This window comes from Mesorhizobium sp. ESP6-5 (assembly GCF_020164695.1).
Taxonomy (GTDB): Bacteria; Pseudomonadota; Alphaproteobacteria; order Rhizobiales; family Rhizobiaceae; genus Mesorhizobium; species Mesorhizobium australicum.
The window spans coordinates 405,406-429,926 of sequence record NZ_JAIUGR010000002.1; the positions used below are offsets into that span (position 1 = coordinate 405,406).

Here is a 24,521-nt window from a genome sequence, read left to right on the forward strand (position 1 = left end):
CCATGTTGCATTCCCATGCTGAAATCCGCCGGCGCATCGACGCGCTCGGCCCGTGGTTCCACAATATGGACCTGGCCGGCGTCGAAACCGCGCCCGACCACTTTCTCGGCAACTACCCGCTGATCAAATGGCGCAAATTCGCCGATGCCATACCCGCTGATCTGACCGGCAAGACCGTGCTGGATATTGGCTGCAATGCCGGCTTCTACTCGATCGAGATGAAACGGCGGGGCGCCGCCCGTGTCCTCGGGATCGATTTCGACGAGGCCTATCTGGCGCAGGCCCGCTTTGCCGCCGAGATCGCGGACTGTGATATCGAATTCCAGAAGCTGTCGGTCTACGACGTCGGTGCCCTGCGCGAGACATTCGATGTCGTGCTCTTCATGGGAGTGCTTTACCATTTGCGCCACCCCTTGCTCGCGCTCGACCTGATCCGTGAGCACGTCGCCGTCGACCTGATGATCTTTCAGTCCATGCAGCGCGGCAGCAAGGACCTACCCGCATTGGAAGAGAACTATCATTTCTGGACGCATGATTTGTTCGACCAGCCGGAATTTCCCAAGCTGCATTTCATTGAACACCGTTATGCCGACGATCCGACCAACTGGTGGATACCGAACCGGGCCTGCACCGAAGCGATGCTGCGCAGCGCCGGTTTCGAGATCGTTCTGCATCCCGAGCAGGAGGTCTATTTCTGCCGCGCTGCCGGCGATCCGGCCGGCAGCGGCGCGATATATCCGTCGAAAGGAAAGCTCCATGATTGAAGCCGCGATGATCTGGAACGAGCCCAACAACAAATCGCATTGGGACCCCGAGCTCGACCCCGATTGGAGCCGCTTTGCCAGGATGGCAGTCCTGTCGGCGGACGCGATCGCATCCGAGAACCCGGCTCTGACAAAAGTGCTTGGCGGCATCTCGCCGATAGACCCCGGCTTTATCACGCGCATGAAGGAATTCGGCGTGCTGGACCATGTCGACGCCGTCGCTGTTCACGGCTTTCCCCTCGACTGGAACCTGTGGCAAATTCAGGAATGGCCGCAGAAGATCGGTGAGATCGCGACCGTCACCAACCTCCCCATCTGGGTCAGCGAGGTCGGCGTATCGACCTTCGGGGCCGAGGAAATACAGGTCTGGGGGCTCAAGCGCACCGCCGAATTGCTGCTCGGCAACGCACCGCGAATCCAGTGGTACAGCCTCTATGACCTTCCGCGCGAATGGGAAGCAACGACGCGGCATCGCGAGGCGGAGGGATCTTCCTATTACCGCCATTTCCACATGGGGCTGCTGCGCCAGGACGGTACGCCAAAACCGGCGTTGGAAGAATTCCTACGCTACACACCCGCAATGGGCCTGGTGCAGTGGTTTCATTTCGAGGACCCGCGGCTGGACGATGCCGTCGCCTGGATGAAGCGGCTCGGCGTGACCAATATGCGCACGGGGCTTTCCTGGGCCGATAGCTTCAGGCCGAATGCGTTGGACTGGTTCGACCGACAGATGGAAGCACTCGCCGCTTTCGACGTCACGGTCACCTTCTGCTTCACGCCCGAGCATCGCGGAATGATGCCTCACCACACCAGCCCTCCGCTGGTGCCCGAGGAATTCGCCGAGTTCTGTGCAACGATGATCCGCCGCTACGCGCCCGGCATGATGTCCGCCTCGCTCCCGACGCAGCGGGCCTCGGCTGCGTGAGGCTCTCATGCGACCCGGTCCGCGATCATTGGATGCACTGACCGAAGTCAAGGCTCTCGGCCCCTTCGAGATCGGCGCCAGGTCGTGCGCAACCGCCCTCGTCCACCCCGCACCATGGCTCGGCCGGCCATGACGCTCACCGTCCTCAATGTCGCCTATCCCCTCGCGCCTGTCGGACCGGATGCGGTCGGGGGTGCCGAACAGGTCCTGTCGATGCTCGATCGGGCACTGGTCGGCGCGGGTCATCGGTCTATTGTCGTCGGCTGCCGGGGCTCCAGCGCGAGCGGCACGCTTGTGGAAACACCGGCGGAAGGCGGCGTGCTCGACGAGGCGGCGAAGAGCCGCGCGCAGCAGGCTCATCGAACCGCGATCGCGGCTGCCCGCGCCAGATGGCCGATCGATGTGGTTCATCTGCATGGCATCGATTTCGATGCCTATCTGCCCGACGATGGCCCGACCTTGGTGACCCTTCACCTGCCGCTGGACTGGTATCCGGCCGGGGCCTTGCAGCCGACGCGCGACGACCTGTGGCTTCATGCAGTCTCGGCCGCCCAGCAGAAAACCGCGCCACCCGGCGCCAAACTGGCCCCGCCAATTCCGAATGGAGTAGACATAGAGGCGCTCAGCCTGCTGCAGCCGAAGCGCGACTTCGCACTGGTCCTGAGCCGCATCTGCCCGGAAAAGGGCATCCACCTGGCGCTGGACGCGGCCAAGCAGGCAGGTGTACCGCTGGTTGTCGGCGGTAAGGTCTATCCCTATGAAACGCACACGCGTTACTTTCACGACGAGGTCCAACCTCGCCTCGACGGCCGCCGCCGCTTTCTTGGTCCGCTCGGTTTCACCGCCAAGCGGCGCTTTCTCAACGCAGCACGCTGTCTGGTCATCCCGAGCCTTGCCGCCGAGACCAGCTCCCTTGTCGCCATGGAGGCGCTGGCCTGCGGCACACCGGTGATCGCCTTTCCGAATGGTGCGCTTCCGGACGTGATCGAGCACGGCAAGACCGGTTTTCTCGTCAATACGGTCGACGAGATGGCACAAGCCATCGTTGCGGCGTCAAGCCTGGACGTCGAGACATGCCGCGCCGAGGCGCGACGGCGGTTCTCGCTGGAGCGAATGATCTCGTCTTACATGGATGCCTATCAGGCGCTGGCACGACTTGGCACCGATGCCGGGCGCCTCGCCGTCACACCGTGAGCAAGTCTGTGTTGCGCGGCGAGATCATCGATGATCCGGCGCAATTCGATACGCTTGCGGCGGATTGGTGGGGACTGTGGGAGCAGAGTTCCTCGGCGACGCCGTTTCAATCTCCTGCGTGGCTGGTGCCATGGTGGCGCACATTCGGGCCCGGCGACCTGGCGACGGTCGCGGTCTGGCGCGGAAGCGAACTGATAGGGCTGGCGCCGCTTTATCTGGAGCACGGGACCGCCGGCTCGAAACTTCTTCCGGTCGGCATTTCGCTCAGCGACTATCTGGATATCCTGTGTGTTCCCGGCGTCGAAAACCAGGTCGCGGCCATTGTTGCCGAAAAGATCCTCTCGGTCGGCTGGTCGCAGTGGATCCTGTCGGATTTGCCGGAAGGCGGCGCCGGTCTTGCGATTGCGCATCCCGATCTGAAGGCGGGGCGGCCAGCCACTCATGGTGCTTGCCCCGTGCTCGCCATCGCCGGAGACGATACCCTTGCAGGCTGTGTACCCTCCCGGCGCCGGCGCCAGTTGCGACGGGCGCGGCAGGCCGCATCCAGACGCGGCCGGATCGCGTTGTCGTCGGCACGAGGCGATCCTCAAACCTTCCTCGATCAGTTGATCCGCCTGCACGACGCGCGCTGGGCCGGACACGGAGGTGGCGTGTTGGCCGACGCGGCTGCAGAGGAATTCCACAGGCGCTCACTTCCCTTGCTCGACGCTCGCGGCCTGGTCCGATGCTGGCTTTTGGCAATCGATGGCAGGACGGTCGGGGCCTATTACGGCTTCCACCATCGCGGTCGTGCCTATGCCTATCTCGGAGGCTTCGACCCCGCCTATGCCGAAGAGAGCCCAGGGGCGATCCTGATCGGCCACGCGATCGCGGAATCGATCCGCGAAGGTGCGCGCGAGTTCGATTTCCTGCGCGGCCAGGAAGCCTACAAATATGGCTGGGGCGCCATCGACAGGTGGACGATGCGCAGGGTCTGGACGCGGAGTTGATACCATGCCTGCAACCAAGCCAAAATCCGCTCCGCGCCGCACTACGATCAGATCGGCTGTTGAAGACTGCATGGCGGGTGGTGTCTGCGCCGAAGCAGTCGTCGCCAGGCTGGCGCTTCACCTGCAGACGGGGATCAGGGCGGCGGACCTGGCAAAGATCGTGCTGGATATCGTTCCGTCGAATGCGCGAGACGCGGAAAGGCTGCAAGAGATAGCCGGGTTGCTTCGCCGCAAGCCAGATGTTTTTGCCACATTGCGAGCGACGGGAGCGGCCGTTCGGCACACACGCGACGACGGGGAGACCGGTGCCGCCGTCGTCACGCGGCTGGCCTCGAGCTTCGATGCGGCGGCAGCGATTTCGGAGACAGCAAGTGTCCAGCTCGCATCCTTAGGGGATGAGGAAAGGCTCTCAGCCACGACCGACGAAGTCGTCGCCTGGCTCAAGCAGCAGGACTTCTCCGGAACCCGCCGGGATATTCTGGACATTGGTTGTGGCATCGGCCGTTTCGAGCATGCGCTTTCCAACTCCTTCAACCGCATGGTCGGCATCGACATATCCTCGCGGATGATCTCCATCGCCTCCGAGCGGTGCACCGCGCTGGGCAATGTCGAGTTGCGGCAAACCTCCGGTCTCGATTTGAGCGAATTCGACGACGGCAGTTTCGATTGCGTGCTGGCGGTTGACAGCTTTCCTTATCTGGTTCTGGCCGGCATGGCCGAGGGGCATTTCGATGAGATCGCACGCGTTCTGAAACGGCCTGGCTGGCTCGCCTTGCTGAACTATTCATATCGCGGATCGCTTTCGTGGGACCGCGCTGATGTCGGCCGCCTGGCGGACGCTCACCAAATGCGGGTCGTCATCAATGGCGAGAAGCCGTTTCGATCATGGGATGGCGAGGCTTTCCTACTTGCTCGAGGCGGCGGAACATTACTGCGCGCCGCCAGTTCTGACGTCGAACCAGAGGCGCCGAAGATCGGCACCGACTCGAAGGAGGAAATCATGGCACCCGCGGCAAGAAAGATCGGCTGCGGGAAGCAGCACGGCGATGAGCGCGGGCTGGACCGCAATCTCGTCAAGTCCGATCAATATCAGGATCCATGCCGCCGGCCAGGCGCCGAAGAACGCCGTCACCCCATGTCCTTTGCCTGCAGCGTAAGGCCAAGGAAATAAAGCTGTGCAAGGATTGGCGGCAACCCTGCCGGCGGCGGACATCGCCTTGTAATGTCCGGCGTTTGTCACCACACTAAAGTCAGGGACTGCTGGTTATCAAGAGAATATGGATGTCTCATTCGAGCGACGATACCGCGGACCCGCAATTCGGTCTGGCCATGGATCAGGAGATCACTTCTCTCCTGGACGCCATAGAGCAGGAAAAAATTCCAGACCGGCTAACCAGGCTGGCCATGGAGTTGCAAAACGCGCTGGTTGAGAAACGTCGACGTGACGTGCAGAACTGACTATCTGCGGCTGTCGCCCTCTATATCGAGTTGACCATCCGATAGATGATTTCGTCTTTCGATCAGTGTCTGCAACGAACTCTCCCCAAGCAACTCGAGAATATTGGCGCGGGCACGGTTCAGCCGACTTTTTACCGTCCCCACCGCGCAGCCGCATATCTCGGCCGTTTCTTCATAACTCACCCCCAGAACGCCAATCAGCATCAGAACCTCGCGTTGGTGTTCCGGTAGCTTTTGTATGGCGGCGTGGACTTCCTTGCTTTGGACGCTCCATTCCTGGGTGGCTTCCGAAATCGGTCGGGACGACGCGCAGTCGAGCAGGCCTGGCGCTTCCCGGGCAGCGATCTTGACCCGGGTGTAGTACGTGTTGCGCATGATGGTGAAGAGCCACGACTTCATGCGTGTGCCGGGTTCGAACTTGTCGATGTTGGCGAGACCCTTGGTCAGTGTCTCCTGTACCAGATCGTCGGCATCGTCGGGGACGCGGCAGAAGGTGCGCGCGAAAGCCCGCATGGCGGGTATGAGCTCAACGATGGAAACTTCATTGGTTTCTTGGTCGGCCAAAATGTAGCCTCCGGATGACAATGGTCCAGCTCCCAGAAGAAGAGTGTATGAACGCAGCCCCTGCTAAATGCATGGAAGTTTGGTTCGTTCCTCGCGCTGAAGACAACTCTTCAGAAATTCCGCGCAGCGGGGGCATCTTACCCAATCGGCCCATGCCGTCGCCGCGATAGGGATGGCGCCTTGGGCGATGCACGCGCGCGCAGCGGTTCTTTCACGGGAACAAAGCCGCGCACCGGCAGTTTGACGTCCTGAGTACTTCCACCCCCCTCCGGCATCAAAACGAGGATATGTCATGGCCAAATCCGCCCGTCGCTCCGCTCGCCAATCGGCAAGTGGTCAGGAACCGGATAGCGCGCGCGGAAACGGCGGGGAATTGCACCAGATCGCCGGGGGTGAGACGCCCACTCTGACCACGGCGCTCGGAACACCGGTCTCCGACGATCAAAACACATTGCGGATCGGCGAACGCGGACCAGCGCTGATCGAGGACTCTCATTTTCGCGAGAAGATTTTCCACTTCGACCACGAACGCATTCCCGAAAGGGTCGTCCATGCCCGCGGCTACGGCGCGCATGGTTACTTCGAGACCTACGAGTCTCTGGCCAAATACACACGTGCCGATATTTTCCAGAGGGCCGGCGAAAAGACACCGGCTTTCGTGCGCTTCTCGACGGTTGCCGGCAACAAGGGCTCGTTCGATCTCGCCCGCGACGTCCGCGGCTTCGCGGTCAAGCTCTACACCAGGGAAGGCAATTGGGATCTGGTCGGCAACAATATCCCAGTCTTCTTCATCCAGGATGCGATCAAGTTTCCCGACCTGATCCATGCCGCCAAACAGGAGCCGGACCGGGCCTTTCCTCAAGCCCAGACCGCTCACGATAATTTCTGGGACTTCATCAGCCTGATGCCGGAATCGATGCACATGGTGATGTGGATCATGTCGGATCGCGCGATCCCGCGCTCCTTCCGCTTCATGCAGGGCTTTGGCGTCCACACGTTCCGCCTGGTCAACGCGAAAGACGAATCCACCTTCGTCAAATTCATCTGGAAGCCAAAGCTCGGCATGCAATCGGTGGTCTGGAATGAGGCGGTCAAGATCAATGGCGCCGATCCAGACTTTCACCGTCGCGATCTGTGGGACGCCATCCAGTCCGGCAATTTCCCGGAATGGGAGTTGACGGTGCAATTGTTCGATCAGGCGTTTGCCGACAGCTTCGACTTCGACATTCTGGACGCAACCAAGATCATTCCTGAAGAGGTGCTCGAACCAATCCCGGTCGGGCGGCTGGTGCTTGACCGGATGCCGGATAATTTCTTCGCGGAGACCGAGCAGGTTGCCTTCATGACGCAGAATGTGCCGCCCGGAATTGACTTCTCCAACGATCCGCTTCTGCAGGGCCGCAACTTCTCCTATCTCGATACCCAGTTGAAACGGCTGGGCAGCCCGAACTTTACCCATCTCCCGATCAATGCGCCGAAGTGCCCGTTCGCCCATTTCCAACAGGACGGACACATGGCTATGCGCAATCCGGTCGGTCGCGCCAACTATGAACCGAATTCATGGGGGCTGGGACCGCGCGAGGATCCGCAACGCGGCTTTCGTTCCTTCGCTGATGCCGAGGAAGGGCAGAAGGTGCGTCTGCGCGCGGAAAGCTTCGCCGATCACTACAGCCAGGCCCGGCAATTCTTCAACAGCCAGACACCGCCGGAGCAGCGCCACATCGCCATGGCGCTGACCTTCGAATTGAGCAAGGTCCAGGCACCGGCGATCCGCGAACGCATGGTTTCGCATCTGCTGAACATCGACGAAACCTTGGCGACCACCGTCGCCGACAAGCTCGGCATTCGGAATATGCCCGACCCTGCGGAGGCAGCCGTTCCGACGCGCGACGACCTGCCGCCTTCGCCGGCGCTCAGCATCATCGAGAACGGGCCTGACAGTTTCAAGGGCCGCAAAGTCGGCGTCTTGCTTAGCAATGGAACCGACACCGCGCTGTTCGAAGAGCTCCGTTCCGCCATCGAAACGGAGGGCGCGGTGATGGAGGTGATCGCGCCCAAGGTGGGCGGCGTCGACGCGGCTGACGGCAGCCACATCGAGGCCAGGCACATGATCGACGGCGGCCCGTCTGTGTTGTTCGACGCCGTGGTGCTGCTCCTTTCCGAGGAGGGTGCCGAGATGCTGCTCGACGAGGCGGCCGCGAGGGACTTCGTGTCAGATGCCTTCGCCCATTGCAAATTCATCGGCTTCACAGCGGCAGCCCAACCTCTCCTGGCCAAGGCGGGCGTGGCGCCCGATGCCGATGAGGGACTGATCGGGCTTGATACCGCAGGTTCCGTGAAGACGTTTATAGAGGCGTGCCGCAAACTGCGGCTGTGGGCACGGGAGACCGCCGTCAAGCTTTGATGCGGAGAGCCATGCGCTGTCACACCGGCGCATGGCTGCAAGGCCGGTATGCAGCATGCCAAGGCCCTATGGTTGGCGGGCCTCTCTGGCGGCCTGTTCTCGCTGCTGTTTCAGGACCTCGTCGGTCCCGACCAGCTTCTTTGCTCCGCCTGGAATTGCCGTGGACACCACCGCCGGAGGGTCGCTTGCCGGAAAAGAATCCTCCAACCCGGCCTGCAGTTGATCCTCGAGCGTCTGCGGTTCTTCGGAGCGGCCAGGCGTCCTGCGTGTATCCATCTTCTCCAGCGACTGTTTCTTCTTTGGTGACTCATTGGCTTCGCGGATCAAGGCATAAAGCTGCTCGATCGCGAATTCCTTGATCGTTTCGAAATCGGGCCGATCGTCCTTCGTCGCCTCTATCTGATCGACCATGGCCTTCTCGAACCGCCCAAGGCTTTCACCGCCGCAGGCATGGGAAAGGCGCAGCAATGCCTCGTGCAGCATCATCGGGGTGAAGTAAGCCGACGCTTCAAGCTTGAGTTGCCGCAGACGATCCGGAGTGGCAGCCTGGAATTTTGACATGGACGGTGTCCTTTCTCTCACGAGCGTGTCAACGACAGTTGATCGCCGATGTTCCACCACGCCTGAACATACTTCATGTCCAGCGACCTACCGGAACCAGCTTGCCGGCCTCCGGAACCGTCCATGATCTTGCGTGACTGGTCTTGATGAGCCGGTTCTCCCGCAAGGCGCCGGCGGCCGCTTTCCAACATGTCACGATTTCTTGTGATGAAGGATGCAGGTCCGGCACGCGCCTGCCAACCCGATCGAGCGGACGGCGTTGCCTGACGCCATCGCGGCTCATCGGCGCCCCCGCAGCAAGAACACCGCCCGATCAGTCGCCCCCAGGGAGAAGAACGACTTCGGGCGGCGCTCCGAGCCGGTGGCTCATTTGTTGCAGTTCTGCATGTTCGACGTCGTGTTGCCGCTGGCGGTGTTGTTGTCGATGTCGTTGCCCGCGGCATCCTTGCAGCGGTCGGTCATGCCGTTCGACTTGGTTGTCGAGTTTGTCGTGCTCGGGTCGGCGGGCGTGGTCGTCGCACCGGAGCCTGTGCCGACGCCAGTGCCGGTCGTGGTCCCATTGCCGCCACTGGTGGCGCCGGACGTCGAGCCTGAACCGGTGCCGTTCGACTGTGCCATTGCCGACGTGGCCAGAGCGACCGTAAGCACGGTGGCGGAGAGAAGTTTGGTGATCATCGGAGCATCTCCTTTGGTTGTGTACTGCTTCCACCAAACCTGTCTTTCCCAGATATGTTCCGAGTGAAACGCTCTTCAGCGAAATTCTCATGGATGGGTTCTTGTGCCGATGCGAACGCTTTCGGCACGCCTGGGTTTGCTTGCAGGGGTCGGCGATGACCGCTTGGTCGCCACTCAGATCGAGCGCGTGATCGCGCCTTAATGCGCCATGCGGCTTCCCTCAAGACGATAGGACATCAGTGGCCGGGTGCAGGCGCCGCTCGACGGAAACGCGGGAGCAGCATTGGGACGCGTTGGGCATATGCCTCATATTCAGGGAAGGTCTGTCGAAGGATACCTTCCTCGTTGCGGGCGCGCCGGTACTGCAGAAGAAACTGAAGCGCACCCAGGGCCACCATCAGCAATGAAAAATGCGAGAGGATCATCCCGGCAACGAACACCGCCTCGCAGATGTACAGTGGATGCCGTACAATGGAGTACGGGCCAGTGGTAACAAGGCGCCGAGCTGTGGCCATGAGAGAGAAAGAACGACCAAGCCAATAAAGACAGAAGGTCGAACTGGCCGTACCGATGAAGACCAAGCAGAGAGCCGTGACTTGAGCTGCCTCATTTTGCAATGCCGGCGTCAGGCTCAATGCGAGCAGGATCATAAATGTTCCAGCTACCGAAGTTACTCTCGGTTCGATTCCTTGCGCAATTCCCTTAGGCGGAAGGCGGGCAATTGTCATCACAAGCTGCAACAACAGAAACACGGTCGATGCCAGCTGAGTGACGATGGCGAGCGAACTTGCTGAGGTTCCCTGATGGAAATAGAGGAAAAGAGGTATCGCGCCGGACGTCGCCAAAATCGTCATGACGGAGACGATGGCAATACGGCCAAAAAAATCCTCGTTGAACATTTCGCCCCCTCCCAGGATTCATTGAAACATCACTTCCGTTCCACGGCAAGAAGATGGTTTGCAAAGAGTTAACGGCCATGCCGTCTCAACTTTTGATTAATCTGTTAGGCCTATCGTGGCCAAATGCCAAACCTTCTTCCCGTGCTTCGTATCCTGGCACCGATCTCGATTGCAATTTCAGCCATACTGGCGATCGCGCTCAATCCTCACAGCGCGACGTTTGCGTTTTGGTTGGCGTTGCCTGTGAATGCGGCAGGATGGCGCGCGCCTCATTCAATAATGCGAACTGCCTCGGCTCAATTGAGCTGATTCAGGATTCCGGAACTGGTCGCAATCATCACGGTTTTGTAGATTTCGAAGGCTATCGTGCAGACCGTGGCCAAGGAAATCGGCACCCCAAACGGCACGACCCCCTTACGGTCCAGATATTGAACATAAAGGCGGAATGCGCCTTGCGGCAGCATAAACGGAATTTTCACGACTACGGCCGTGACAATAGCAAAAACCATCAACAGAACTGAAAACAGGATGAGGGCGTTTCCACCGATCAAGAGTGGCACGACCGTCATCATCTTGACATCGCCGGCGCCGATCTTGCGCAACGTCCAGAACGGGAAGAGAGCGACAAACAGCAGAAGCCCCGCCACGGCGCTCAGCCCCATATCCCACCACGATCCGGACTGGAGCCACAGCAGCAACAGCGATCCCCCTCCCAAGCACAGGAGCAACAGCACATCGCGATTGGCTATCTTCTGGGTGGTGAAGTCGAACCAGGCAATCCGTGCGAGCAGAGGGATGGCGAGGGCCTTCAACAGCAGTGCTTCGACAAGCAGCATGCTAGCGCTCGATATTTTGCACGCTTGACGACAAAAGCTTCAAATTGTTGGCGACAGTCGGGTCCTTCGGCGCCAGCTCGTAGGCTTTGAGGAAATTGCCGCGCGCGTCCTGCAGCTTGCCGCGCAGTAGGTAGGAATAGCCGATATTGTTGTAGTATTCGGGCGACGCGCCAACCAGCTTAAAGGCCCTGGCATAGGCTCGGTCGGCAAGGTCGAAGCGGTGGATGCGGTCGCAGGAAGCGGCCAAACCCATCCAGGCGCCGCCATCATTCGGGGCCAGCTGCGTCGCCTTGAAGAACAAGGCGCCGGAATTACCGTAGTTTTCGGCGCGGAACTGGTTCTTGGCCTCGGCCACGGCCTGGTCCGAGGCGTAATATTCGACGTCGCCGACGGTCTTCAATCCGTCGAAAGCATCGCCAAACGACGTCACATCGCCTTTCGAGGGTTCGTTGGTGCGCACGACACCGCCAGTGGTGTCCGCACCGTTTGTCTGGCAGCCGGCAAGCGCAGCCATCAGCAGAGTGGCAGCGACGACGGTTGCGAGGCGCATTGGCCCTGTCATTTTTATCCCCCAAGAGTCCTGCGACCCTATTTTAGAATCAAAGCATATACCCATTTAGAAGAAAATGCCCTTCATGCGAATAACGGCCGGTAAGATGATGACCATCATCACCACCGGGAAGATGCACAGCCCCAACGGAATCATCATCTTGACCGGCAGAGAATTGGCACGCTCCTCCGCATTCAGAATTCTCTGTCCGCGCATTTCATCGCTGTAGACGCGCAAAGCGTCCGTCAAACTGGTGCCGAGTTCCTCAGATTGCCGGAAAAGAACGGCCAGCGCCCGCGCTTCCTCAAGTCCGACGCGATCGGACAGTTCACGCAATGCTTCGCGCAGAGGTTTTCCGGCGCGCAATTGCAGATTCATGATCGAAAGCTGTATTCCGAGCCATTTGTGGGTGCCGGCCAGTTCGCCACCAACACGCTCGACCGCCGCTTCCAGACTCATGCCAGCGTCCGCACAGGTGATCATCATGTCCATGAAATCGGGAAAGCCGCGACGATAGATCTGCCTTTGCTTATTCTCAAACCTGTCCAGCGCGATGCTTGGGATGACTATGCAGGCCAACCCGAGAAGAGAGGACCCTGCAAAGGTGATAAATCCCGAAAGCTGAGATGGCAGTACCCGCGACAGAAGTGTGTAGGTCAAGGCGAAGCCTAAACAGACAGCCGCCAAGCGAGATAATGTATAAATTACCGGGGCGCTTGGCTGGTAGAACCCCGCGCGAAACAGCTTTGCTTCCAATGCGCTTGGTTCATTCCGCTCCTTCTCCATGGATCGAAAGTATGCCTCGACAGGACGCTGCGCCGAGATCTTGGCAAGCTGCTCAACCCCAAGCATCGACCGCCGATCGGCAATCTGTTCTCCTACAAGGCTTTGCGTGACCAGCTTCCGCGTCTGCAGTGCCGGCAAGAAGACAATGCCGCCGAAAAGGAAGAGCGCCACCGCAGCCACAAAGACCGTTATTGAGAGCAAGAGCCCCAGGTTATCTGCGTTCGTAAACAGGTTTATGACTCGCCTCCTCAGAAATCAAAATTGACCATGCGGTACATGATGAAATCCCCCATCAAGGCCCACAGACCAAAGGTTAAAAAAACGGGAACGATCAGCGGACTATTCCAAACCTCCCCGTAGTAACTCGGAGCCACGACCATAAGGATACCAAACATCACAAGCGGAAACAGTGAGATGATCCATGCAGACATTCGTCCCTCGGACGAGAGTGCTTTGATCTTCAAACGAAGTTTCTGCCGCTCACGCAGCACCGATGAAAGGTTGGAAAGGATCTCGGTCAGGTTCCCACCTGTTTTGGCCTGGATGGAAAGCGATATGGACAGCAGATGAAGGCCTTCGAAGCCGACGCGCTGGGACAACTTCCGCGCCGCTTGCTCAATGCTGAGGCCAAAGGTGATTTCGTCGGAAACAATGCCGAATTCAGTGCCGAGCGGATCGGGCATCTCGCGAGCAACGAGGCTGATCGCAACGGAAGCCGGATGTCCGGCGCGCAACGAACGAACAATCATGTCAAGCGCGTCTGGCAATTGCCTGGCAAATTTTTGAATTCGCTTGTTTCGGGCGCGGCGAAGAAAGAGAAGTGGCAGCACAGATCCGACCGCCACCAAAATCAGGAAGGAGGAAAACGCGGAAAAGCGCAGAACAAGAAAGAACAGAAACGCCATTGCCAAACCAGCCATGACGAACATCGCAGCGAAAGACAGCGGGTTTCCGGTGATACCCGACTGTGTGTAAAGCCTGTTCAGTCCGACCAGACGAAAGAGAAAATCACCGGCATCGGTCAGCCCGCGTTCACGCAGCAGGCCCTGCAAGGCCTGCTCGGCTGGAACATCATCCGCCAATCGCCGCAGCCGGTGATTAATCACACTGACCCGCGACCGGCGCTTGGCAAGGGAAAGATAGAGAGCTTCGCCAGCGAGAATGACCGAAGCGGCCGCCAGCACATAGATGAAATACAGCAGAGCTTGACCGGTCGGCATCAGAGGGCGACCTGCGGATTAAATGCATCCTTGGCAAAGTGGTGGCCGAGCGTCGCCGCTTCCTGGGCAAAGCGCGGACGGACGCCGGTAGCGCGAAATTCGCCGATGATCTTGCCGTCAGCGCTGACATCGCGCCGGACGAAATGGTAGATTTCCTGAAGCTGGACGACGTTACCCTCCATGCCGGTGATTTCGGATATGGAGGTGACGCGCCTGCCGCCGTCCGAAAGACGCTGCGTCTGCACAATAATGTCGAGGGCGGATGCAACCTGCGCCCGGATAGAATCGTTGCTCATCGGCATGCCAGCCATACCCACCATCTGTTCGAGCCGCGATATGGCATCGCGCGGTGTGTTGGCATGGATGGTGGTCATCGAGCCTTCATGGCCGGTGTTCATCGCCTGCAGCATGTCGAAGGCTTCCTCGCCGCGCACCTCGCCGACGATGATGCGGTCCGGCCGCATGCGTAGCGCGTTCTTCAGCAGCTCGCGTTGGCGAACCTCGCCCTTGCCTTCGACATTGGGTGGGCGTGTCTCGAGCCGTCCGACATGCGGCTGTTGCAGTTGGAGTTCGGCCGCATCCTCGATGGTGATCAATCGCTCCCTCGAAGGGATGTAACTCGACAGGGCATTGAGCAAGGTGGTCTTGCCACTACCGGTGCCGCCGGAGACCAGGATCGATTTACGCGCTTGCACCGCGATGCGCAGTAGGTCGACCATTGGCTGGCGGATTGAATTGAACGCCATCAAACGCTCAAGCGAATAGGGATTCTTAGAGAATTTGCGGATCGACACCAGCGGGCCATCCACCGAGATCGGTCGCACCGCGATGTTGACGCGAGAGCCGTCCTCCAGCCGCGCATCGACCATCGGCGCCGATTCATCGACGCGACGGCCAATTGCTGAGACAATCTTGTTGATGATGCGCAGCAGATGCGCCTCGTCGCGAAAGCGAATCGCCGTCTCCTCGATCACGCCGCGACGTTCGATGAAGACTCGCTTATGGGTGTTGATCAATATGTCGGCAATCGAGTCATCCTTGAGCAGCGGCTCGATCGGCCCCAGCCCCAACATCTCATCGGCGATATCGCTGGTCAGTTGATCAAGTTCGCGGGCATTCAGCGGCACATTGCGACCGCGTACGAACTCGCGCACGATGGGGCGAATTTCGTTCAGGATCTCGTCCTTCGAAGCACTTTCGAGCGCTGCAAGGTTGAACCTATCAATAAGATGTCGATGCAGATCGACTTTCAGCGCCAGGAACTCGTCGCCATGTGGTTCGAGATCGGCGCTAGGCGGAGGCCCGTTGGCGACTGGAAGAGCGGCAATCGGCTCCACCCGTGGCTCGATCCGCGCCTCGCCACCCTTGATGAACCGCCCCAGCATAGCCCTCATAACCCTTCTCAAGCGCACATTAGCGGAAACTAAACGTTAACCAACTGGGGCACAAGCGCCAAGGCGCGCCGCGCGAGGTCAATACTTTCAACATAGTTAAGAACCGACGTCAGAAAATATCGTTTTATTTCCCTGTCTCCTCAACGCTGAATGTGAGTTATGTCCTGAACTTTGCACCGCCCTGCGTCCCTTGCGTGCTCCGACATGGAGATCGCTCCATAATTGGGTATAACCCCTTAGATATAATGGAATATGCAATACCGATAAAGTAGCATTGGCTTAATTAGATCGTCCGCGTAATTGTGAACGAATGGTTAAGATCGCTTGAAAAATTAGACGAATCAAGCTCTTGCTGCAATTTAGGATCGGCCTGAACGCGAGAATTCATGTATTGGGAAGTTAAGGAACCGTTAATCCCGTTTGACTCCGCAATTTCTCGGGACCTAGGATTGAGGTGACGGGGGATGCTTGGGTATGGAGTTCATCCTTGGCTCTGTCTCGTCGGGTTCAAAACCTCCAAAGGGAGAAATTGACATGAAGAAGCTCATGACGATGACCCGGCAGTTCCGCGACGACGAAAACGGCGCTGCCATGGTCGAATATTCTATCTTGATCGGAATCATCACAGCGGCAGTAATTGGTTTCATCGTCGTGGTGGGTGGCTATGTCACTACCGCGTGGACCACGCTCTGCACCAACCTCGGCACTGCGGTTACGTGCCCTGCAGCCGCCTGATCCGAGTGGGGTACGGCCAGGCACCGGAACTCCGGGCCTGGCCATATCCCCGTATTTCATAGACGGAACACTTGCAGAGGCAACGCTGCAAAGAGGTGGGGATCATGCGCGCAAACACACTCATTATGATCGTTCTTGCCGGCGTATTTGGGATCCTGGCTGTGGTTCTGATAAACATCTGGCTGGCTGGGCAGCGCAGCGCCATGGCCGATACAAGCGGTGTCCAGCGCGATACTGTTGTTGTTGCTGCTGTTGCGCTGAAATTCGGCGACGCGCTGAGCGCGGACAAGTTGCGCGAAGTCGCTTGGCCGGCGGGAGCAATTCCTGCTGGCACCTTCAAGACAACCAAGGAAGCCCTAGCCGGAGATGGTGCAAGGCAGGCGCTCCAGGCGATCAGCGCCAACGAGCCAATCCTCGCCAGCAAGATCACTGGCCCAGGCCAGCGCGCGACGCTTTCAGCGGTGCTTGGCGAGGGCATGAAAGCAGTTTCCATCAGGGTCAACGACGTGCTTGGCGTCGCCGGCTTCGTTTTCCCGGGGGACCGGGTGGATGTTTTGTTGACGCGCACGGTGCGCGACGGTGACGGCGCGGACAAGAGTTTCGTGGACGTGCTGCTGCAGAGCATGAAGGTGCTCGCGGTCGATCAGGTTGCGGACGAAAGCAAGGACAGCCCGACAGTGGTTAAGTCCGTGACGCTCGAGGCCAGCACCAAGGATGCGCAGAAGCTGACCCTGGCGGCTGGCGCTGGCCAATTGTCGCTCGCGCTTCGCCAGGCAGCCGCCAACAAGGGCGAGGTCACCGAGCGCGTGACGCTTTCCGACCTGACCGGCGAGATGCCCGAGGACGTCGCCAAGCGACAAGCCGAACTCGACAAGAAAGCGGCCGCGGACGCATTGGCGGAAGCCGAGCGCAAGCGTGCCGACGACAAGATTGCCGGCCTCGCCCAAGCCGTGGAACGCGTTGGCAGCCGGCTCGACGAGTTGGGCAAGGCCAAGCCGATTCTGGTGGCGGCGCCGGCGCCCGCGGCCAAGGATGTCGTCAAGGAAGTGATCAAATATGTGCAGCCGGAGCCGCCGGCACGCGCCACGGTCGGGGTTTTCCGGGGTGTGAAGCTCGAAACCTATGACGTGCCGCGACAGCCATAGAAAAAGTGCGCGATTGAATTGGGCTGCCACTGGCAGCATTGGGGAGACGGGGAATGAGGGGGTTTTGGTTAGGGATGGCGACGGCGGCGCTGGCGGCGCTGCTGTCGAGCGTTGTGGCCGATGCGGCCGACCGTTTCATCGACGTGTCGAACCCCAGCGTCCATCGCATCTTCTTGCCGATGTCGCAGTCGGTGACAGTCCAGGTGAATGCCAATTTGGGTGACATCGTCGTCGGCGACGAGAAGATCGCCGATGCGCAGCCGATGACCGACCGCACGCTCTATGTCATCGGCAAGGGCGCAGGCACCACCACGGTCAATCTCTTCTCCACCGACAAGCGCTCTCTCGGCGCCCTCCAGATCGAGGTCGGCGTCGACGTCAGCGACATGGCGGCGGCAATCCGGCAGGTGGCGCCACGGGCGCGCATCGAGATAGGCTCGGTCAATGGCAGGGTGCGGCTTGGCGGCCATGTCAAGGACGGCGCGACGTTGGCCGCCATCATGGAAGTGGCCCAGCAATATGGCCCAGACGCCATCATCAACTCCGTCACCGTCGACGATAGCCAGCAGGTCAATCTCGAAGTGCGCGTGCTGGAGGCCAAGCGGAACGCCGGCCGCGACCTCGGCGTGTCGATCGCCAGCACCAACAGCAGAGGCACGACTCGGGTCGGAACTGGTATAGCCACCGTGGACAAGGACGGCGCGGAGCTCGGGGCGGGCGACCTTGTCAGTGGCCTGCTGTCAAACAGCAATCCATTTGCAGCGCTGATCACCCGTGTCATCGACAATAACATCAAGGTCGATTTGATCATCGAAGCACTTGAGGCCAAGGGTGTGGTGCGCACGCTTGCCGAGCCGAACCTCACCACGCTTTCGGGAGAACCGGCCAGCTTCAACGCCGGCGGCCAGGTGCCGATCCGCAGCGTCGACGCCGACGGCCAGGTCCAGATCGAATACAAGCAGTTCGGCGTCAATCTCTTGTTCACGCCGGTGGTGCTCGCCGACGACAAGATCCATATGAAGCTTGCGCCGGAGGTCAGCGACCTGACCGGCTTCACCTCAGCCGGCGACCCGATCTTCACCAATCGCAAATTGGATACCGTCGTCGAATTGCGCGACGGCCAGAGCTTCGCCGTCGGCGGGCTGCTGTCGAGCAAGACCACCAAGCTTCAGAACCAGGTGCCCTGGCTCGGCCAGGTGCCAGTCATCGGGACGCTGTTCCGGAATTCAAGCAACCAGAAGGAAGAGACCGAGCTGGTCGTCATCGTCACGCCGCACATTGTGCGCCCGGTGAAGCCCGGCGAGCAGCTGGCGACGCCGTTCGACAAGACGCGGCCCGCCAACGACCCGGAATTCTTCGTGCTCGGCCAGCTCGAAGTGAACAAGGACATGATCCGCAAATATGAAACAGGCGACGGCGTCACCGGCCCCTATGGCCACATGCTGGACTTCAAATCGAAGGACAAGATGCTCTATGTCAAGAAATAGCGCCTTGATCCTCATTCTGTGCGCCGGGTCGCTTTCGGGCTGCGCCGCGGACTATCTGAACCACTACGATACGGTGACCTTGGCCGCCGGCGATACGCAGAAATTCAACTCGATGCTGCAGACGGTCGACCCGCTCAATCCAGCCTCGAGGAACACGCATATCGAGGGCGACGGCACGCGCGCCGCGCTTGTCGCGCACAACTACAAATTTCCACCGCCACCACCGCCGCCTCCGGCGATCACGGTCAATGTCGGTGGGTCGGGTGTGACGACACCGTGAACTGAAACGGAAGGATGCGGAGGCGCCAGGCGTGCGAGGGCCCTTGGCGCGAGAGAGCAGAAAGTAAGGTCATGTTGGGGACCATTCGGGCGTTCTGGAACGATCAGAGGGGGATAGCGCTAATCCTGGTCAGCGTCATGCTGCCAGCGATCATAGGTTTTTCGCTGCTCGTCGTTGACATGAGCCGCGTCAACAATTTGCACTTCGATCTGCAGAAGGGTGCCGACGCCTTAGCGATTGCCGTAGCCGCTGAACTCGATGGCAAGGCCGACAGCATCACCAGAGCAAACAGGGCTCTCTCAACTTTGGTGGCCAATCAGTATTATTTCTCGAACTCCGCCACCCCCGGCGCGCAGACTTTGCAGGCTGCTGGTGTGACGAGACGTTACCTTCGAACGATCCCATCAACTCAGAACGGCGTAGCCGGCGACGCACGTCCCCTCACCGATTTCATCACCGATGAAGTTACGGATGCATCGAAGGCGCGATACGTAGAGGTCAAGGTAACGCCAGTTGGCTTCGCCGCGATATTCCCGGTCTCGTTCCTGAGTTCTTCCTCCACCGGTAGCTTTAATGTCGGAGCCACCTCAGTCGCCGGCTTCTCATCCAGCGTCTGTGATTTCACGCCGATGTTCATCTGCAACCCGTATTCGAGCGTCGAAGCGCTTGGCGCCACCTTACGCGGCCGCAGCCGGCCGATGGTCTATCTGAAGGCGCAAAGCGGCGGCGGCAACGCACAGTATGGTCCAGGCGACTATGGGTTCCTTAAGACGCCCGACGGGAGCCAGGCGACGCCGGATCTGACCAACATGTTCGCGTCCACCAAGCCATTGACCTGCTACAAAGACGACGGCGTCGAGACAGCGCCCGGTAATGTCCCGCCCGTAAACGACGGCATTAATGTCCGCTTTGATATCTATGCCAAGAATGGACTAAGCCCGACAACCTATCCGCCCGCGCCCAATGTCCGCAAAGGCATGGTCAAGCAGGTCGATAGCAAGGGTGCCTGCTCATACGTTGACCCTACAGGAACCCAAACATCCCAATATATGGCGCTGCCCCGCGACAACTGCCTTGTCTCCAACACATGCGCTTCGGTGACGGGCTTCAGTAGGCTCGGCAATGGCAGTTGGGATCTGCCTAACTATTGGCGGGTCAATCACGGCACATCGACGCTCCCATCGGATCTTCCCTCTGATTCGAGCCGATGGGATGTCTATAATTACGAACTGCAGCACCCCGGCTTGACCAGCGGCCCCGAGGCAACAGCTCCCCAGTGCAATACTAATTCGCTCAATGATCCGAAACGCAGGATGATCTACGTCGCCATCATCGACTGTGTGGCCAATCAGGTGCAAGGCTCGAAGGGTCCCTATCCCACGCAGGCTTTTGCTAGCATATTCCTCACCCAGCCTGCGGGATCGCCGCCATCCGCCGACATTTACGGAGAGATCGTCGACATCACGACGAAAGCCGGAAATGGTTCACTTGACAACTTCCTGCGCGACGAAGCGCAGCTCTACAGGTGATGGCGATGTTTCGAAACGTCGGACGTCATCTAACAAAATTCCGTCGAGACCAGCGTGGCGCGGTGCTTGTCGAAATGACGATCGTCGCACCGTTGATGCTGTTGCTGTCGGCTGGCGTATTCGAGTTCGGCAATCTGATTCACGACAAGCTGCTGATGGAAGCGGGCCTGACCGACGCTGCCCGGTTCGGAGCTCGCTGTAATAGCCAGTTGTACAGCGATTATGCGAGTTCCGGTTTTTCGGCGATCGACTGTGCTGATACTGCGACGAACATCGCGGTCTACGGCACGGCCGAACCGACTGTCGTGAATGGCGTGGTGACGACGAGCCCGCGCGTCAGAGGTTGGCAGAAGGCGAATGTAACGGTGACCATCGGCGCCAGCGGCTCTTGCCACGACGCTCTCGTTGCCGGCGTTACCCAATATCGATCGGTGACTCCCCAAGTGTGCATCGTCAGTGCAGCAGGGACCTATCCCTACAGCGGTGTCGGCATGTTGGCGTTTCTCAACATCGGTCCGATCACCCTGAGCGGCTCCCACCAGGAGCGGTTAATCCGGTTCTAATGATGATGAGGCGCTTCGCAAAATCAGAGCACGGCGCGGCCATGGTCGAGATGACCATCGTCGCGCCTTTACTTTTTGCACTGACGCTCGGCTTCGTCGATTTCGGTTACGCCCTATATCAATGGAATGGTGCAACCAAGGCCGTCCAGGTCGGCGCAAGGCTGGCCTCGATTTCCGATCCGGTGGTGCCGGCAACGGCGCTTGCCGCTGCTGCGCCGATCTCGGTACCGGGCGCTCCGGTCGCGGCCGGCGCTTACCCCCCGTTCGTCTGCAAATATACCGGCAGCGTCGGGGGCTGCAATGGCAGCTCCGCCAACTTCGACGCCAATGCTTTTAGTCGCATCTTCAGGGGCGACACGGCCGTCACCAACAACGATGCCTGCCCGGCGCCCACAGGAACTCAGCGGCCTGGCATGTGCCATTTCTTTCCCGGCCTCCTGCGAACCGATGTAGTCATTACCTATTCGGCATCAGGACTTGGATTTCAAACCAGGCTCAGCGGCCCTGTGCCGACTATCACGGTCAACCTTCAGAACCGGACTTTCCAGTTCTTCTTCCTGGGCGGACTGCTCGGATTCGGAACCATCACCATGCCCTCCATGCTGAGCACGGTCACGGGCGAAGATCTGAAGAGCACCTACCCATGAACGCCATCAGCACCAAGGTTACCCCGACCAAGCGCAAGCAGGTTGCGCTGTTTTCCTCCGATCCGAATTTCAAGCGCGATGTGGCGACGCGGCTCGATGCGCTGGCGATCTATGATGTGCGGGTTGCCGAGACGGGCGACTTCCTCAAGGGGCCGCCGGCCGACACGCGCCCGGGCATCGTCATCCTCGATCTCGGCAATGGCGAATTGCTTGGCAATCCAGGCATCGTCGAGGCGCGCGCGCTGTGGGCTGGTGTGCCGCTGATCGCGGTTTCCGACGAATTGACTTCGGAGCAGACACGCGTCCTGGTGCGCATGAATGCCTCGGACTGGCTGCACAAGCCGCTCGACGGCAAGGAACTGCTCAACGCCGTCACCTTCCACGACAGCGGCAACCAGGGCGCCAAGAGCCGCATCATCACCTTCATCGGCGCCAGCGGCGGCGCCGGCGCCACGACGCTGGCGCTGTCGGCGGCCGAATTCCTGGCCTCGAAATCGACCGAGCGCGCGGCCTCGACCTGCCTGGTCGACCTCGATTTCCAGAGCGCCAATTGCGGCGCCTATCTCAACCTGTTCAACCAGTTCGACCTTGCCGGCATCATCGGCCAGCCGGAACGGCTCGATGTCGAATTGATGGACGTCATCAAGCTGTCGCGGCCTTCCGGCCTGACGCTCTACGCCTTCGAGCGGCCGCAACTGCCGTTCGAGCCGCAGGGCGCCGATTTCGTCTTCCGGCTGCTCGATCTCGTCGCCTACCGTTTCGACGACATCGTCATCGACCTGCCGAACATCGAAACGCCCTGGCACAATTCCGTGCTGTCGACGAGCGACGAGATCTTCATCGTCTTCGAGCTCAATGTCGCTTCGCTGCGGCAAGGCAAACGGCTCTACAAGAAAATCCGCGAGCTGCGCGGCAATGCCGTCTCAATCACGCTGGTGGCCAACAAGCACAAGCGCAAATGGTTCGGCAACCACTTCTCGCGCAGCGAGCTGGAGAAGATCTTCAAGGCGCCGCACATCAAGTCGGTCGGCCTCGACAACGCCCTGCTGGCCGACGCGCTGAACCGCGCCATGCTGCCGTCCGAAGTGGATGGGCGGGCGCGCTTCAACAAGGACCTGAAGAAGATGTTCCGCGAGCGGCTCGACGATGCGGCCCGCTAGCGGCCATCGCTTGCGGCTGACAGCCGCCTGCCTGCTTGGCCTGGCGCTGGCGCCCGCGGCCGGGCAGACCGCGTTGGCGGACAGCCGCCCGCCTCTGCCGGCCATGGGTCCCAGCCTGCGCAAGACGGTGGCGTTTTCCACCGCCGAGAAGACTGGAACCATCATCATCCGCAAGCAGGAAAAAGCGCTCTACCTGGTGACCGGCAAGGGCGAGGCCCTGCGCTACCGGATCAGTGTCGGACGCGACGGCTTCGGCTGGACGGGTACGGTCCAGGTGGGAGCCAAGACCGAGTGGCCGGCGTGGCGACCGCCCAGGGAAATGCGCGCCCGCCAGCCGGAATTGCCTGACATGGTACCCTCGGGGCCGTACAATCCGCTCGGCGCAAGGGCGCTCTATCTGCTTCGGGATGGCCGCGACACGCTCTATCGCATCCACGGCACCAACGACCCTTCGGGCGTGGGTTTCGACGGCACGTCGGGCTGTTTTCGCCTGACGAATACCGATGTCATCGATCTTTTCAGGCGCGTGCCTGTCGGCACCAAGGTGGTGGTCCAATGACGACGATCAGCGATCCCGACGACCTTGTGATAGCGGTCGAACCGCTGTTGCTCGACAGGGAGAAGAGCCGGTCCAGGCTCGCCATTGCCGTCTCTGTCGGCCTGGCGCTGTTTGCCCTGCTGAACGCCACCGCGGCCGTCTATCTCTACCGCGGCATCAACGATCTGCGCGCGATCGAGGCGCGACTGGAGGACCTCGGCCAGTTCGAGCAGCGCATGAGCGCGCGGCTCGACACCGTCAACAATGGATTTCAAAGCCGGTTCGAGGCGCTGGACGACCGGCTGCGGGCGAGCTTCGGCGAGGTCAACGCCAACATCGCCCGGCAGCCACCGGAGATGTCGGGAAATCACGGTGGCGAGGAGCCGCGCGTGGTCGAACTCCCCTCGCCCGCCGAAGACATGGCGGCGGTCGCCAGCGCCGCCGACGCGGAGCCTGCCATCGGGGATATGCCGCGGGTAACGCGAAGGCGGTCGGCTCCGGCAGCGCCTCCCGCGCCGAGCTCCAACTACCAGCGGAGCGTATCCCCGGAAGGCAAGGTCACCTATCACAAGATAAACTAGGTCGGGACCTGGGCGCGGCCCGTAGCGCTGCGCTGGTCTAGAAATCCCGCTGCAGTGCCATGATCCGGACGCGCCGCGATTCAACGCGCATGCCGAGTTCACGGACATAGGCAAGGTGACAATGGGCGCAGGCGGTGACCCCGATGACCGCCAGCAGGCAATTCAGCCAGGTGAAGTCCATCATCAGCGAGAACCGAAAGCCACTCGGCGCCGTGAACGCGGCAATGGTGCTGGCGGTCTGCGAACGGCCACCGATGAAAATCATCGACGCCGCGAGGACCAAGATGCCGTGGTTGGCAAGAAAGAATGCGGCCGACCTTCTGGCCCGGCTTGCCATCCAGCAGACCACCAGGGCCGCGCCCAGCAAAGCGAAATCCAGGACCATCGACCCTCCCAGATAGGCATCGACCTGCTGCCAGACCATGCCCGACGAGGGATGCAAGGCGAGCCAGATCTTCCACATATCGGGGCTTGCCGGGTAGGTTCCGAGCAGGAGCGTGGCCATTCGCTCCGCCGCGAGGATCAGCAGGACACAGGCAGGAAAGGCGAAAAGCAATAGTGGTTGGCGCTTCATGGTGCCTCGCAATCTGGCAGGCAGATTACGCGCCATGAGTTGCGCGAGGCTTAACGGGGGAAG

27 protein-coding genes are annotated in these 24,521 nt (G+C 60.2%); 17 read left to right on the forward strand and 10 right to left on the reverse strand.

Features of this window, described 5'->3' with window-relative positions; translation table 11 throughout:
- Nucleotides 1-2 precede the first annotated feature (2 nt).
- The 6 genes from LB524_RS04370 (at nucleotide 3) to LB524_RS04395 (ending at nucleotide 5,330) form a co-directional block, all read left to right on the forward strand.
- Nucleotides 3-764 (forward strand): TIGR04290 family methyltransferase, encoded by a 762-nt coding sequence (locus LB524_RS04370; RefSeq protein ID WP_224523897.1) that lies wholly within the window; start codon nucleotides 3-5, stop codon nucleotides 762-764.
- Nucleotides 757-1,689 carry a beta-xylosidase gene (locus LB524_RS04375; protein ID WP_224523899.1) on the forward strand — a complete coding sequence of 311 codons (933 nt, stop codon included), beginning with the start codon at nucleotides 757-759 and terminating at the stop codon, nucleotides 1,687-1,689. The genes LB524_RS04370 and LB524_RS04375 overlap by 8 nt, the downstream gene beginning before the upstream one ends.
- Before the next feature lie 129 nt (nucleotides 1,690-1,818).
- On the forward strand, nucleotides 1,819-2,883 hold the full coding sequence (locus LB524_RS04380; RefSeq protein ID WP_224523902.1) for a glycosyltransferase: 1,065 nt from the start codon (nucleotides 1,819-1,821) through the stop codon (nucleotides 2,881-2,883).
- Entirely contained in the window at nucleotides 2,880-3,872 is a 993-nt protein-coding gene (locus LB524_RS04385) for a GNAT family N-acetyltransferase (RefSeq protein WP_224523905.1), read from the forward strand. The genes LB524_RS04380 and LB524_RS04385 overlap by 4 nt, the downstream gene beginning before the upstream one ends.
- A 160-nt stretch (nucleotides 3,873-4,032) precedes the next feature.
- Entirely contained in the window at nucleotides 4,033-5,043 is a 1,011-nt protein-coding gene (locus tag LB524_RS04390; protein ID WP_224523908.1) for a class I SAM-dependent methyltransferase, read from the forward strand.
- Nucleotides 5,044-5,153: 110 nt separating this feature from the next.
- Nucleotides 5,154-5,330 carry a hypothetical protein gene (locus LB524_RS04395; RefSeq protein ID WP_015319163.1) on the forward strand — a complete coding sequence of 59 codons (177 nt, stop codon included), beginning with the start codon at nucleotides 5,154-5,156 and terminating at the stop codon, nucleotides 5,328-5,330.
- Here the strand turns inward: LB524_RS04395 and LB524_RS04400 are convergent, their stop codons facing one another.
- Nucleotides 5,331-5,894 (reverse strand): sigma-70 family RNA polymerase sigma factor, encoded by a 564-nt coding sequence (locus tag LB524_RS04400; protein ID WP_140793122.1) that lies wholly within the window; start codon nucleotides 5,892-5,894, stop codon nucleotides 5,331-5,333.
- 292 nt (nucleotides 5,895-6,186) lie between these two features.
- Here LB524_RS04400 and LB524_RS04405 point away from each other — a divergent pair, with 292 nt between their 5' ends.
- Nucleotides 6,187-8,298 (forward strand): catalase, encoded by a 2,112-nt coding sequence (locus LB524_RS04405; RefSeq protein ID WP_224523911.1) that lies wholly within the window; start codon nucleotides 6,187-6,189, stop codon nucleotides 8,296-8,298.
- Nucleotides 8,299-8,364: 66 nt separating this feature from the next.
- Here LB524_RS04405 and LB524_RS04410 read toward each other — a convergent pair whose 3' ends face one another.
- From LB524_RS04410 to LB524_RS04445, 8 genes are all read right to left on the reverse strand, one after another.
- Nucleotides 8,365-8,859, reverse strand: a complete 495-nt coding sequence (locus LB524_RS04410; RefSeq protein ID WP_140793116.1) for a hypothetical protein — start codon at nucleotides 8,857-8,859, stop codon at nucleotides 8,365-8,367.
- 366 nt (nucleotides 8,860-9,225) lie between these two features.
- Nucleotides 9,226-9,534, reverse strand: a complete 309-nt coding sequence (locus tag LB524_RS04415; protein ID WP_140617552.1) for a hypothetical protein — start codon at nucleotides 9,532-9,534, stop codon at nucleotides 9,226-9,228.
- Nucleotides 9,535-9,770: 236 nt separating this feature from the next.
- Nucleotides 9,771-10,433 (reverse strand): methyltransferase family protein, encoded by a 663-nt coding sequence (locus LB524_RS04420; protein ID WP_224523914.1) that lies wholly within the window; start codon nucleotides 10,431-10,433, stop codon nucleotides 9,771-9,773.
- A gap of 296 nt (nucleotides 10,434-10,729) precedes the next feature.
- Entirely contained in the window at nucleotides 10,730-11,269 is a 540-nt protein-coding gene (locus tag LB524_RS04425) for a prepilin peptidase (protein ID WP_224523917.1), read from the reverse strand.
- Nucleotide 11,270: 1 nt separating this feature from the next.
- Complete coding sequence (locus tag LB524_RS04430; RefSeq protein ID WP_224523920.1) at nucleotides 11,271-11,831, reverse strand: tetratricopeptide repeat protein; 561 nt, start codon at nucleotides 11,829-11,831, stop codon at nucleotides 11,271-11,273.
- A 54-nt stretch (nucleotides 11,832-11,885) separates the two neighbouring features.
- On the reverse strand, nucleotides 11,886-12,776 hold the full coding sequence (locus LB524_RS04435) for a type II secretion system F family protein (RefSeq protein ID WP_411909894.1): 891 nt from the start codon (nucleotides 12,774-12,776) through the stop codon (nucleotides 11,886-11,888).
- Between the two features lie 77 nt (nucleotides 12,777-12,853).
- Nucleotides 12,854-13,825 carry a type II secretion system F family protein gene (locus LB524_RS04440; RefSeq protein ID WP_224523923.1) on the reverse strand — a complete coding sequence of 324 codons (972 nt, stop codon included), beginning with the start codon at nucleotides 13,823-13,825 and terminating at the stop codon, nucleotides 12,854-12,856.
- Nucleotides 13,825-15,210, reverse strand: coding sequence for a CpaF family protein (locus LB524_RS04445; RefSeq protein ID WP_224524031.1), 1,386 nt, complete (start codon nucleotides 15,208-15,210; stop codon nucleotides 13,825-13,827). The genes LB524_RS04440 and LB524_RS04445 overlap by 1 nt, the downstream gene beginning before the upstream one ends.
- 543 nt (nucleotides 15,211-15,753) lie before the next feature.
- Here LB524_RS04445 and LB524_RS04450 point away from each other — a divergent pair.
- The 10 genes from LB524_RS04450 (at nucleotide 15,754) to LB524_RS04495 (ending at nucleotide 23,884) form a co-directional block, all read left to right on the forward strand.
- The gene (locus LB524_RS04450) at nucleotides 15,754-15,954 is read left to right on the forward strand and encodes a Flp family type IVb pilin (protein ID WP_224523925.1); all 201 of its coding nucleotides are present in this window, start codon (nucleotides 15,754-15,756) and stop codon (nucleotides 15,952-15,954) included.
- A 104-nt stretch (nucleotides 15,955-16,058) separates the two neighbouring features.
- The gene (gene cpaB, locus LB524_RS04455; protein ID WP_224523928.1) at nucleotides 16,059-17,099 is read left to right on the forward strand and encodes a Flp pilus assembly protein CpaB; all 1,041 of its coding nucleotides are present in this window, start codon (nucleotides 16,059-16,061) and stop codon (nucleotides 17,097-17,099) included.
- 53 nt (nucleotides 17,100-17,152) lie between these two features.
- Nucleotides 17,153-18,586: a type II and III secretion system protein family protein gene (locus LB524_RS04460; protein ID WP_224523930.1), complete on the forward strand. Its 1,434-nt coding sequence runs from the start codon at nucleotides 17,153-17,155 to the stop codon at nucleotides 18,584-18,586.
- The gene (locus tag LB524_RS04465) at nucleotides 18,573-18,866 is read left to right on the forward strand and encodes a hypothetical protein (protein ID WP_224523933.1); all 294 of its coding nucleotides are present in this window, start codon (nucleotides 18,573-18,575) and stop codon (nucleotides 18,864-18,866) included. Before LB524_RS04460 ends, LB524_RS04465 begins: the two co-directional genes overlap by 14 nt.
- Before the next feature lie 71 nt (nucleotides 18,867-18,937).
- Nucleotides 18,938-20,395 (forward strand): TadE/TadG family type IV pilus assembly protein, encoded by a 1,458-nt coding sequence (locus tag LB524_RS04470; protein WP_224523936.1) that lies wholly within the window; start codon nucleotides 18,938-18,940, stop codon nucleotides 20,393-20,395.
- Nucleotides 20,396-20,400: 5 nt separating this feature from the next.
- Nucleotides 20,401-20,958 (forward strand): TadE/TadG family type IV pilus assembly protein, encoded by a 558-nt coding sequence (locus LB524_RS04475; protein ID WP_224523939.1) that lies wholly within the window; start codon nucleotides 20,401-20,403, stop codon nucleotides 20,956-20,958.
- 41 nt (nucleotides 20,959-20,999) lie between these two features.
- Nucleotides 21,000-21,605, forward strand: coding sequence for a TadE/TadG family type IV pilus assembly protein (locus LB524_RS04480; RefSeq protein WP_224523942.1), 606 nt, complete (start codon nucleotides 21,000-21,002; stop codon nucleotides 21,603-21,605).
- Nucleotides 21,602-22,765 (forward strand): CpaE family protein, encoded by a 1,164-nt coding sequence (locus LB524_RS04485; RefSeq protein ID WP_224523943.1) that lies wholly within the window; start codon nucleotides 21,602-21,604, stop codon nucleotides 22,763-22,765. The genes LB524_RS04480 and LB524_RS04485 overlap by 4 nt, the downstream gene beginning before the upstream one ends.
- On the forward strand, nucleotides 22,752-23,324 hold the full coding sequence (locus LB524_RS04490; RefSeq protein ID WP_224523944.1) for a L,D-transpeptidase: 573 nt from the start codon (nucleotides 22,752-22,754) through the stop codon (nucleotides 23,322-23,324). The genes LB524_RS04485 and LB524_RS04490 overlap by 14 nt, the downstream gene beginning before the upstream one ends.
- Nucleotides 23,321-23,884, forward strand: a complete 564-nt coding sequence (locus tag LB524_RS04495) for a hypothetical protein (RefSeq protein ID WP_224523945.1) — start codon at nucleotides 23,321-23,323, stop codon at nucleotides 23,882-23,884. The genes LB524_RS04490 and LB524_RS04495 overlap by 4 nt, the downstream gene beginning before the upstream one ends.
- 37 nt (nucleotides 23,885-23,921) lie before the next feature.
- Here LB524_RS04495 and LB524_RS04500 read toward each other — a convergent pair whose 3' ends face one another.
- The gene (locus tag LB524_RS04500) at nucleotides 23,922-24,494 is read right to left on the reverse strand and encodes a hypothetical protein (RefSeq protein WP_224523946.1); all 573 of its coding nucleotides are present in this window, start codon (nucleotides 24,492-24,494) and stop codon (nucleotides 23,922-23,924) included.
- Between the last annotated feature and the right edge of the window lie 27 nt (nucleotides 24,495-24,521).